This is a genomic window from Acidobacteriota bacterium, assembly GCA_018268895.1.
GTDB lineage: Bacteria > Acidobacteriota > Terriglobia > Terriglobales > Acidobacteriaceae > Edaphobacter.
In genome coordinates this window covers 474,212-486,063 of sequence record JAFDVP010000012.1, presented here as the reverse complement: position 1 = coordinate 486,063, position 11,852 = coordinate 474,212, and the positions used below count along the sequence as shown (strand labels likewise).

The 11,852-nt window shown below is 53.9% G+C and carries 9 protein-coding genes; 6 read left to right on the top strand and 3 right to left on the bottom strand.

Going from position 1 to position 11,852, the window contains the following annotated elements; translation table 11 throughout:
* Positions 1-11: 11 nt before the first annotated feature.
* Complete coding sequence (locus JSS95_15575; protein ID MBS1801232.1) at positions 12-359, top strand: hypothetical protein; 348 nt, start codon at positions 12-14, stop codon at positions 357-359.
* A gap of 564 nt (positions 360-923) precedes the next feature.
* Here JSS95_15575 and JSS95_15570 read toward each other — a convergent pair.
* Positions 924-2,297 (bottom strand): DNA cytosine methyltransferase, encoded by a 1,374-nt coding sequence (locus JSS95_15570; GenBank protein MBS1801231.1) that lies wholly within the window; start codon positions 2,295-2,297, stop codon positions 924-926.
* Between the two features lie 142 nt (positions 2,298-2,439).
* Here JSS95_15570 and JSS95_15565 point away from each other — a divergent pair, with 142 nt between their 5' ends.
* The 4 genes from JSS95_15565 to JSS95_15550 are packed head-to-tail and all read left to right on the top strand — an operon-like array spanning position 2,440 to position 7,026.
* On the top strand, positions 2,440-3,198 hold the full coding sequence (locus JSS95_15565; protein ID MBS1801230.1) for an endonuclease III: 759 nt from the start codon (positions 2,440-2,442) through the stop codon (positions 3,196-3,198).
* A gap of 8 nt (positions 3,199-3,206) precedes the next feature.
* Entirely contained in the window at positions 3,207-4,028 is an 822-nt protein-coding gene (locus JSS95_15560; protein MBS1801229.1) for a sigma-70 family RNA polymerase sigma factor, read from the top strand.
* A 27-nt stretch (positions 4,029-4,055) separates the two neighbouring features.
* On the top strand, positions 4,056-5,267 hold the full coding sequence (locus JSS95_15555; GenBank protein ID MBS1801228.1) for a hypothetical protein: 1,212 nt from the start codon (positions 4,056-4,058) through the stop codon (positions 5,265-5,267).
* 7 nt (positions 5,268-5,274) lie between these two features.
* Positions 5,275-7,026, top strand: coding sequence for a DEAD/DEAH box helicase (locus JSS95_15550; protein ID MBS1801227.1), 1,752 nt, complete (start codon positions 5,275-5,277; stop codon positions 7,024-7,026).
* An 18-nt stretch (positions 7,027-7,044) separates the two neighbouring features.
* Here JSS95_15550 and JSS95_15545 read toward each other — a convergent pair whose 3' ends face one another.
* Positions 7,045-8,211, bottom strand: a complete 1,167-nt coding sequence (locus tag JSS95_15545) for a Fic family protein (protein MBS1801226.1) — start codon at positions 8,209-8,211, stop codon at positions 7,045-7,047.
* Positions 8,212-8,824: 613 nt separating this feature from the next.
* Positions 8,825-9,949: a substrate-binding domain-containing protein gene (locus JSS95_15540; protein ID MBS1801225.1), complete on the bottom strand. Its 1,125-nt coding sequence runs from the start codon at positions 9,947-9,949 to the stop codon at positions 8,825-8,827.
* A gap of 315 nt (positions 9,950-10,264) precedes the next feature.
* On the opposite strand from JSS95_15540, the gene JSS95_15535 reads away from it, so the two are divergent.
* Positions 10,265-11,806, top strand: a complete 1,542-nt coding sequence (locus JSS95_15535; GenBank protein MBS1801224.1) for a hypothetical protein — start codon at positions 10,265-10,267, stop codon at positions 11,804-11,806.
* Positions 11,807-11,852 lie beyond the last annotated feature (46 nt).

The window sequence follows — 11,852 nt, the reverse complement described above, 5'->3', positions numbered from 1 at the left end:
GAGGCGACACGATGGATTCGTTTGTGGCGGGTTCGGCTTTGGTAGCGATGGCCCCTATTATCTTTACCGCAAGAGCGTGGTGGATTTTGCATCATGATCCGTCGCATAACTCAGGCCGTCTGGCCCGAGTTGTGCTGTATCTCAACTCTGCCAGCGCTTTGCTTTTTGTTGCCACCATACTTTCCTCAGAAAGACTTACCCAGCTTTCCGTATGGAGAATGAGTGTGCCGATGGTATGTCTTTCCATTTGCATCACCGTGTTATCCGGTTTAAAGAATCGGCGTCCCCTCTACCGCGCTGTGTTTATCTCTAGTGGCATTCTGAGTGCAGGGTGGCTGATCATAGGTTCTTTACACTAGTCTGGGATATCTGTTTGGATGGGCAGTTCCGAGCATCACCTGACAAATGGCAGCTTTGGGGAGCGCGGATAGGACATGAGCTCCAATTGGGAGTGACCTGCTCCCCTGTATCAGTACGTCAGCGAACATGATTTCAGATCCATGGAGGAGCGGAAGTGACCTTGACCTGGCCCCACCGATTCGTCCATTTGCGAAGACGATTTGGACGGCTAATGAGCTAATGACCCGCCCGGTGAATCTGGATCAACTGAAAGTAGCGATTAGAATCGCACGGTATGAGTCGAGAAAGTTAGACACAGAATAGGACACAGTTGGAGCCGAACGCGCTCCAAAGGGCGCATTCGGCTCCAAGTAACTCCAAGAAAACACAGCTACTCCAGTGACTCTTGGCCGCCTGTTAACCGAAGGCTCCAAATGTAAATAACCGCTCTCGTTTCGTTCTTAGGGAAGAAGTTGATCTTCTGAGAGTCGATCCGATTTCTCAGTAAGTGCTTTGGCGATTTGGGAACTCGGGCGGCCTTCCACCGCATGGAACGCAAGCTGGATGCACCGCACGAAAAGTTGCTACCGAGAGTTCGTAGGCAGCCTCTTGCGAGTGGTTCTGATCTCTCCCTGTTCTGTCCCAGCCCTTGATAGCCACTTTTTCGCAGCGTCGAGATCGGAGTTCTTGCGAAGGTGTGGCGGATGAAGTTGCGTCTTCTTCTTGTTTAGAACGGCCCGCTCGACTATTTTATCTGCGCAAATAATTTTCCCTGCTCGTTCATTGTGATCTGCGGGAAGCCCCTTGATCCTTGTTCGTTCCATCGTTGCTAAGAGGCTGCTACCTATGGCTTCTCCAAAACCTAGTGGGACAGCATTACCGATCTGGGTATATTGCTGCGAAGTGCTGCCAGAAAACTTCCACCAAGAGGGGAATTGCTGCAAGACTGCGTACTCTTCAAGAGATAGTGGTCGGTCTTCGGTTGGGTGACAGAGAGTGGTCGCTCTCCCATCTGGCGCTGTTGTCAATGTTGGAGCTGGCTCATCCCAGGCAAGGCGGCGGCAGAAGCCACTCCGCCCTCCCCAAGAATCTAGGGCGGCGCCAAGGGCTTCCCTGTGTAGGCGTTCCGGGAGGTCTCGCCAGTTCTCACCTGCCTTCAGCTTCTTAAGTAGCTTCAGCCTGCTTTCTGCAAAAGGGTTCCAGCGATACGACTCCACATGCTCGATCGTCTGTCGGAGTGTCACCCAAGGCTCAAGGCCCAATTCCGCAGCTACTTCTGGTGCAGTGTGCGTTGGTTTGGGAAGGGAGATATTTTCTCCGTCTCGGCTACCAATAAAAAAAACGCGCCAGCGCTTTTGAGGCACTCCGAAATCTGCCGAGTTCAGAATCCCGAATGTGACGTAGTAGTCGAGAGACTTTAGCTCCTGCAAAATCAGCTTAAGCGCTGACCCAAACGTCTCTTCCTGCGTTAGGGGTTTATGCCCAGGCCCGCGCTCGTTCAGAGTACGGTGTTTGACCGCTGCTGAAAGGACACCCCGCACGTTCTCCATTACGAAGAACCGAGGCCGGATCTCCTGGAGTAGTCGGCAGAACTCATAGAAGAGTCCACCGCGCGGGTCGGACATGGAACCGCGTTTGCCTGCAGTGCTGAAGGACTGACAGCAAGGGCCTGCCGACATTAGAGTTACTTCTTCACGCCGTAGGCCCGCGGCTTCTAGTATCTCCCCAGCAGTTATATCGGACACTGACTTGTGAAGGATGGCATCATCGGACAGTTCTGGAAGGCGAGGTGCATTCAGATGGATCGTATCGATGGCCGCCTTATTTACTTCGAGCACCGACCTGATACTGAAGCCGGCAGATCTTAAACCCAGGTCGAGGCCCATTGCTCCCGAGAAGAGGGAAATGGCGTTCTTTCCTGGGTTCTCTGTGCTCTTAACTTTCCTTACCCTCTTCATAGATTCATTCTAGCTAGAGTCTTAAGAGAGGTCCAGTCTGACGGTAAAGCATGGAGCCAGAGCTCTCGGAGCACGACTCGCGCTCGTTACCGTTGCTAGAAATGTTGTGGCGATATGGTGCCATCGCTACACTTTAAGAGTGATGGAGCAGAGCGGCTTACAGGATCAAGTGAGGTTCAGCGCAAAGGGCGGAAGCGACCTTCCCGAACTGAAGCTCCTGCGTCTCAAAGCGGCCCGTATTGCAGCGATCCTCCATGAAACGTATGGTTCGCCCCACCACAACAACAAGTCTGACCCGCTCGACGAACTGGTCTTCATCTTGCTGTCCCAGATGACGACATCACCGAGTTTTGAACGCGTTTATGACCGCCTCAAGGAGCGCGCTCCCGAATGGGAAGACGTGCGGAGGATGCAGCTACGCAGGTTGCGGTCGCTGATTAAGGATGCAGGGTTAAGTAATCAGAAGGCCCCCCGTATCAAAGCGATACTGGATAGGGTGTATGAAGACTTCCACGAGGTCACGCTCGAACCCATTACGAGGTGGTCAACCCGTCGAGCCGAGACCTATCTCACTTCTCTCCCCGGCGTGCAGACGAAGACTGCCAAATGCGTTTTGATGTATTCGTTGAAACGGCCTGTGCTACCAGTCGACACCCACGTCTGGCGAGTGGCGATGAGGTTAGGTCTCATCCCTGCGGAGACGCGCCGAGACATGGCCCATGAGCAACTTGAGACCGTAATAGCTCCGAGGCTCCGATATGGGTTCCACGTCAACGCTATCTCACATGGGCGCGAACTGTGCCGCGCTCTGGCTCCCAAGTGTGGTGCCTGTCCCTTGACCCAAGTTTGCAACTTCTATCAGGAAAGGCGCCTTGTGGGGTGCGATGCTCCTGCAAGGTAGGAGTGGACGTGGGCGGATACGGCGAGGAGCACGGTGCATTAGGAGACGATAACTCGTGCGAGGCCGCATATGGGTCAGCTCCTCTGTATGAAGACGAGACCTCAGCCGCGTCCGTGGAGCGCGACGGAGAGGACGGCCTCGACCCGTTCCATGCCGAACTCGAACTCGCTTTAAATCTTGCCTATCCTGAACTCTTGGATCGAGTGAGGAGCATCAGCGCAGCTGACTGGCACAGGAAGCACTCCACCGAAGTCGAGCTAGCGCACGGCGCCGTCGTAGCCGCGATGCAGACGATCCGCAGGACACGTTCTATCCCAGACGACCTAGTCGGTTACCTCGTAACCACCGTGCAGAACCTCGCCTCGCGTGATTGGGGAAGGCGCGAGGTAGACCCCCTTGAGAACTCCCGACCTCTCTTAATAGGAGTGGTCGAAGACGGTAGCGCGACAACGGAAACTGAAGACCGTAACAGAAAGAAGTCTACCGAGGAGAGCGATGAAGCGGTCATCGGCATAGTGCTCCACGCTGAGCTCGATGAGGATAAGGTATCATCCGATCCCATCTCCTCCTCAGCGCAGAACCTTGGACTGACCGCGGCGGTCGACCGGCTACCAGCGCGTCAGCGCCAAGTCCTGCTGCTCTATGCCGATCGAGGACGTTCCTGTACCCAAAGAGAGCTTGCGGAAGAGATCGGCATGACCGAAAAGAACTTCCAGATGACACTCGCACGGGCCGGGAAGACGGTGTGTAAGTTACTGAAAGAAACTGGGTTCAATGTGTCTGATGCTCCCAGGTGGAGACCTGTGGGGTTACCTGCTCCTAAGAAGTAGAAGCAAGGATACGAAAGGCGGAGAGAGATGCAGAACGGGACAGCAGCAACGACTACAAGTACCGCAACCGAGTTCAAGGCCTCACCACCCCCAATCCTGGTCTGGGAGGGTCAAGAACCTTGGCAGGCACCGCGCTACGAAGTGCGGTACTTCCACCGCCGCAAGGTGGAAGTGTGGAACGGGTACGTACAGACCAAGGACGTTGTCGGCTGGGTAGGTAATGTGCGCATTGACCTCTTCGTCGAGAAATGGAAGCGTGACCACGGGGAGACGCTGCCCACGAACGAAGACATCCTCCAGTGGATGATGCATGACCCTAACTCCGAGTTCGACTTGAAGCCTCTTGGGGAGAGCATAGTCAAGAACGGTGTCCGCCAGAAGATCGTGATCACGGCTGAGGGCATCCTCCTGGACGGTAACCGTCGCTACTTTGCCTCTCTGATGAAGCTCAGGGAAGCAGAGAAGTCCAACGACCGTGCGACTCTCGATATGGTCAAGTCGCTGCCGTCCTATGTGCTCAGCCCTCTCTGCGGCAAGGACGACCTCGATGCCGTCCTTGTTGAAGAGAATTTTGTCGACGACTGTCGCTTGCCCTGGCCGAACTACATCAAAGCCACGCGAGTCTACGGGAAGTACCAGGAGCTGAAGAGTGAGCGCCTTTCCAAGCAGCAGGCAATCGCTCGACTCGTTGACGAGTTCGGGATATCGAAGGGACAGGTTGAACGCTTCCTGAAGATGATGGACTTCATCCAGGAGTTCCATGACCACCACTCTGAAGTCGATGAAGAGACCGGCAAGGCCGCGAAGGACGACTTCGCCATCAAGTGGAGCGCGCAGAGGCACTTTGAATATTTCGACGAGCTTACTAAGACTCAAGTGGTCAACACTCTGAACAGCGACCCTGAGCTGCGAGCCAAGGTGTTCGAGAGGCTGTATGACGGAGACTTTGCGAGTTTCGTCCAAGTACGCAAGATCCCCGCGATCTCTGCGGATCGGCGGGCTCGTGACATCTTCGTAACCGGCGATGGTCCCAAGGCGGTCAAAGACTCTATCGACTGGATTAATGTTGCAGGTATTGCTCGGAAGGCAATGGCCAACAACGACCGCGTCGTAGCGTTCAAACGCTTCCTAGATAGCCTTAGCGCCGAGGAGATCGCAGACCTCGACCCTGAAGCCGTGCAGGACCTTCAGTCAATTGCCGGGATTGTAGCCAGGATGGCTCAAGCGGTGCGCAAGTAGGCCAAACATGATCCTGATTGACGTTGACCCCGATTGCGGCAACTTCGTGAGCCGGACGAAGACTTCGGTAGAACGCCGGGGAGCTATCGATTCGCTGCGGACGATAGACCCCGTCGCTTCCTTCCGTGTGGATGCCGGTGCATTGGTGTTGAGCAAGACCACTGCTCTAGCGCTGCGCGCAAGACCTATGTCGAGGGACTTTGAATGGACAGACGTAGCTGCGCGGTATGCAGATACTTTAGGGCGTAACTTTGCTGACGCGCCCAAGGCGCGGGCACGCGTCCTGCGTCTCCAGCAACCTGGCGAAGCCGACCGAGAGCTTGGACAGTATGACCTCCGGGAGAAGCTGGATCTCCACCAGCGGATCGCCGTGGCAGCAATGACCGATCCAGTAGTGCATGGCATCTGTCTCTTTGATGAACAGGGGTCTGGAAAGACTGTGATGGGGATACATGCATTCGACAGGCTGAAGAAGATGAACGCCGCAAGCACTCTGCTCATCTTTGCTCCAAAGAACATGCTCGGTGAATGGGATAAGGACTTCCGGCGGTTCACCGGCACTGCTTACAGTGTGAACGTGGTCAGCGGGTCTAGAGAAGACAAGTACACTAGGCTCATCGAAGCGAGCGACGTCTACGTCACGAACTATGAGACGGCACAAGCACTTGAAGATACTCTTACATCTCTGATCAACCGTAAACTCGGCAGAGTGGTACTGATCGTAGACGAGAGTTTCTTCGTGAAGAACCGGGATGCGAAGCGGTCTGCCGCTATCCGGCGGCTCCGCAACCTCTGTGACAGGTGCTGGATGCTCTGCGGGACGCCGGCACCGAACGCCGCCTCTGATGTCATCCACCAGTTCGATATTGCTGACGCAGGTGTTACGTTCGATGGCGTGGCTCTCCCCGAAGACACTTCTGAACTACGTCGGGTCGTGAAAAGGACGATTGAGAATAAAGGGGTGTACCTCCGCAGACTGAAAGTGGAGATCCTGCCTAACCTGCCCTCGAAGTCCTTCCATCGTGTCCAAGTTCCCCTGGCTCAGGCTCAAGCCCGCCTATATAAGGACAAACTGAGCTCCTTAGTCGCAGAAGTAGAGCAAACGACGGAGCATGAGTTTAACGCGCGCGCGGCGTCCTTCATGGCTCGCCGGACACGCCTCCTACAGATATGCAGTTGCCCTGACCAAGTTGATACGACCCATATTGAAACCCCTTCAAAGCTCTTGGCAATGGACGAGATGCTCCGCAAGTTCATTGGGGGGCATCTCGAGAAGGTTATTGTCTGGTCGTTCTTCAGGCGGTCTCTCGATGTGATCTTCAAGCGGTACGCCCAATACAACCCCGTCAGGATCGACGGGTCTGTTGCTGATCCTCACGCCCGTGCGCAGGCTGTGACGCAGTTCCAAACTGACGATACAACAATGTTGTTCGTAGCGAACCCAGCGGCGGCTGGTGCCGGACTGACTCTGACACGGTCTCATGTCGCAATCTATGAATCGTTCTCGCCCCAGGCCGCTCACTACTTGCAGAGCCTTGACCGGATACATCGTCGTGGGCAGCAAAATGAGGTTGACTACTATCTCCTACTGAGCGACGGAACCATTGAAGAGGACGAGTATGAGCGTCTTTTGAAGAAAGAACAGCAAGCCGCTGACTTATTTGGCGACCTTCCTTCTGAAGTGCCTAGACGTGAGGTCTTTCTACGCGAGCTGATGGAGGGATTGGCCAAGTTTAGCGAGCAGGCATTAGTGAACTAGACTTCACTAATGCCTGAACTACGTATCCCGGTTGAGGATGTCCAAGTAGCCTTCATAAAGAAACAGACGGTCTCTTCGTTTGCCACTGGACTCCCGCAGAATGCCAGCTTCTGTCATGCGAGCCACTGCGGAGGAAGCGGTCGGGAAACTCACCTTCGTTTCGCGGGCAGCGTTCTTGATCGAGAAGAGCGGGTTGGCCTGAGCATATCGATAGATCAATAGAGCAGAAGCAGCACCCCGTCCAAACAGCTCGATCTTTTCTTTATCCTTGCGGAAGAGTCTGTCGATGCTGTCGGCCATCCGTGCCGCCTGATTCGCGGTATCCCGCACGCCCTGCAGAAAGAAGTCGAGCCATTCCGTCCACCCTTCGCTTCCTCGCGTTCCATTGAGGCGGTCGTAGTACAAACGGCGATGCTTTTTAAAGAAAAGGCTGAGGTAAAGGACAGGCTCTCGCAGCACCTCTTCGGCACAGAGCATAAAGGTGATGAGCAGTCTTCCAACCCTGCCGTTACCGTCGAGAAACGGATGGATTGATTCGAACTGTGCATGGACAAGGCCGGCTCTTACCAACAAGGGAAGGGATGGACCCTCTTGATGGACGAAGGTTTCAAGTTGTCCCATACAGTCCAGCACATACTCCGGCGGCGGCGGTACATATGCCGCGTTACCGGGCCGACTGCCTCCGATCCAATTCTGGCTCTTCCTGAACTGTCCCGGCTGAGCATGACTGCCACGTCCGTTCGACAGCAGGACTTCGTGGATCTCCCGTATGAGGCGGAGGGAGAGAGGAAAGCCATCGCGCAGCCGCTTGAGGCCGTGATTCAGGGCGGCCACGTAGTTCGAGACTTCCTGCACATCGTCGAGCGGAACCCCTGGCGTCTCTGCGTTCTCATAAAGTAAAAGGTCTGAAAGTGAGGATTGTGTCCCTTCAATCTGAGAGGAGAGCACAGCCTCTTTACGAACATAGGAGTAGAGAAAGAGCCTGGGGTCGGGGAGAGCAGAGGTCATGCCGTCGAGTCGACCGATCGCCTGATTCGCTTCAGCGAGGATAGTCTGAAGCGAGGCAATATCAAGCGCCTTCGGACTGGGCGGTAGAGGTGGCGGGACGAAGGCCCGGATCCTCTCACCGGAGAGGGTGGAAGTCACATAGTGGCTGCGACTACCGGGTTTTTCGTCTTTGGGCATGCTTTAATTGCCTCGTCTGCTATTAAAGCATAAAGCATCTTCCTTTCATAGCAAGACGAGCTATGAAAGGAAGCTCGATGAGTGTATCGGCGATTACGCGCTCGTTGACGCCGCCCTCCCCAAAGTTCCGCATTGCCGACAATTGGCACTAATCGTTGTCGGGGGGTGATTATCAACTCGTTAGGTTTGCGGGCAATCTCACCTTCCGGTCGGTCAACCCGAAGAAACGGGAACCAATGTGAGGCTTACGGTGTCTGTGGAACTAGAATGCCGAAAATGCCCTGGACCGCTGTTGCACTTCTCTGCCTGTTACTCCGCGCTGCCGCTCTTTGCAAGGGAGGCAGGGCCTTTGCTGCTGATTCACTGTCGCTACGCTGTATACGTAACGGCATACACGCCATCAGAATTCGTTCCGACTTCGGTCAAGAGATGCTAGAACTGTACCCAGTCGAATCCTTCAGAGCTTCCTGGGTCACAGGTTTGACTGGACGAATAGGGCCCTGCTCCAGGATTCTTGTTGTGTTTGCGCAATTTTTTTGAAATACGCGAGACGGTGAGACAGGCAGAGGACTTGGAGAGTACCTAGTGGGCCGGCACGAGATGCACTAGAGGTTTAGGCGTAACCCAAAAGCCCATCATTTGGGTAGAATCGGTCGACATTCTGTGGGGTGATAAGAGAATGTTTGATGAAGATTGCTGGCGGAAGCTTTTTATCTGTCAGCAGATCCAACGCGATTCTTAGCAAAGCCGGGCCGTACTTCTCGGGAAAGTAAGCAACTGAACCAATGAGACGAGTTCCTGGCCGACGCAATTCTCTTCTCGCCTCGGGTGCCGCATTCTGTCCCATGATCGCGCAGCACTCCAGTCGACCCGCTTCTTCGAAAGCCTGTAGCGCGCCGAGCGCGCCCATATCGCCGAGCGCGAAAACCAAGATGCGTTTTGATTTTGTATACCGTAAATGCCGACGGACAACTGACAAGCTTCGTCCTAAATCGTCGTCGCCATCAAGATGGACAACGGGGCAATGTTGGCTCTGTGGTAGCGATTCAGCCAGCCCTGCCAGTGACCCAGCTAGACGCGCCTGTGGTAACGGACCGGCTCGGTGCTGTTCCATCAGGATAATTTCGTCCACGTTTCCCTTCCAACGCACCCTAGCCCAAGCAGCAAGATGACGGCCTCCAATTAGTCCCGCTTCATAATTGTTGGCGCCAAAATACATCGCCCCTGGATGAGGCACCTCAACTGCAATCAAAGGAATGTTTGCGGCTGCACACTTCTGAGCAACAATCGGAGCGACGCTATAGTCAGTCTGATATTCAATAATGAGGTCGACACGTTCTTTCACGAGGCTTTCGATCGCGCGCAAAGCGTGTTTGCGACTAAATCGATTGTCGGCGACAACAATATCGACGTTGTAGTCTTCGGCTGCCTTCATTAACCCTTGCGTAATTTCTTTATTAAAAAGAGATTGGTCTCCGCCGCTTGCAAATCCGATTCTGTATTTCATGCGCTTGCGGAGTTGAATTGGCGCCCCATATCGATTCGTTCCCTGCTTCTCCAGAAATCCACAAGCGCTCAGAGTATGCAATAGGCGAAACGCCGTAGCTCTATCCAAACCTGTTCTGGTGACAAAATCACGCAGATGCAACACCTCACCCGGTGTTTCGAAAGCCGTTAGGATTTCTGCGGCCCGAACGATGGATCTCACCATGTAGCGCCCCGACTGGGATTCAGCCATTTCGTTACTCCTGAAATAATTTCAGCAATTGTAATACTTTCAAATAAGTTCCTCATAATAAGGCGAGGTAAATTTGCTTGTAAAAAGCAATATCTTATTGAATTAGCGGGACAATCTCACAGTATTTGATCTTTACTGTATATTTCATCAAATGAAATTTATTTAGTGATTCATACGGTGCTTGACCCTAGAGAACATCGTCGATAGTTTCTTTCAAAGACTTAGCAGAGACATAGAAAGAAGCGATCTATAAGACGCGAGAACGTCTTCTAGACGGAAGCGAGAGGGTAAGGTTTGATGCAAAAGAGTCTACGGATGAACCGCCGCGATTTCTTGGGTTCCGCAGCCCTATATAGCATTGCCGCCGCCGCGCCTAACCGGATCACGGCACAAGGGGCTAATCAGATGGCGGCACAAGGGGTGCCGAGCACTTTAGCTGACCTAGGCGCTGGTACCATCATGCGCTCATTCTCGGCAGACGATCATCGCCGTCGCTTGGAGAACATTGCCGCTTGTGAGAGTCGCATTCGGAAGTGCGGGAAGAAGCACCTTATCACCAACTACATACCCGGGCAGGTCTCTTACAACATCGGCGAGTATCCGTCGCGCACGCCGTACAATCCGGACGAGTATGACGAAGCAGAGCTCGATCGCCTGCATGCTGGCGGTATACGTCTCATCCAGCTGATGGAGGACTGGAATGACCTGCTTCGGTTATTTGGAGGAGACAAGTTCACTGCGGTGAACCCCGCCGGTCTGCGGCGATTCATCAATATGGCTCATAAGAGGGGAATGAAAGTCATTCTCTATGCTTCAACCGGCTACATGCAAGAGGGGGATCCGGATCTCCGCGAGGAATGGGTTCGGGGCGGGCCAGGGAAGCGACCAGTAGTAAAAGGCAATCATTGGAAGCTCATTCGCTGTTCGCCAGCTAGCGCCGGTTGGCGTGCGTATATTCTGCCGCGCACGTTGCAGGTGCTGGACGACTATGGTGCAGATGGATTGTTTAACGATTGGGGTTACATTCCGCTCTACAACAATCCTTTACCGCCCACCAAGGATGAGGTCTTAGCGTTTCATGAAAGTAAGGATCACGACGCGGCGCTTGAGGACATGGTGTCGTTGATCTATTCCGAGGTAAAACGTCGCGGCGGTATCTACAAGCTACATGCTGATCGGAACAATCGCCCGATGTTTGATGCGCAGCTATATGACTATCTTTGGGTTGGCGAAGGAGTCGGAAGCCTCGATAAGACTCGACAGGACACAAAGTACTACCCGCCCTACGTGGTGCCGTGTTTTGATTTCCGCAACGGCAAAGTGGATAACCAGGATGAGATGTACCTGCAAACGATCCCTTATATGCAGTTCCCGCTTCTCCTTGCCGGGCGGCCCATGACGGGCGAACGTGGATTCATCCCCGGTGTCGAGTACATGCCGGAAGAGAAAGATAAATTACGTCGCGAGTATCACGAAGTATGGGACTACTATCGCGCACATCCCAACGGACCATTCGTATATGGCCCATGGGATGCATTCCCGCCAAACCCGAACGCTCGAGCAACTCACGCTCACTGGCTTGCTCGTTACCTTCCTCTCGTACAAGAGGGAACGTGGGCTTATATCGATATTGGTGATTCCGATCTCTTTGTAAAGCCATTGCAACCCAACGTAGTCGCCTCGACATTTGTAAACCTCGAGACCTATCTCGTTCTGGCAAATTATGGCACAGAAGAAGCGACGATCGAGACCGCTGACACTTATTTTTCGGCGTATGACTCGACGAGTGCACCAAGCAAAGTGTGGAAGTTGAAGGGGCGATCTTTAGTCATTTTGCGGGGACAGCGCCCCCTCTGATCGCAGCACAGGTTCACGATTAAAAGTACAAGACCGCATTCGGACG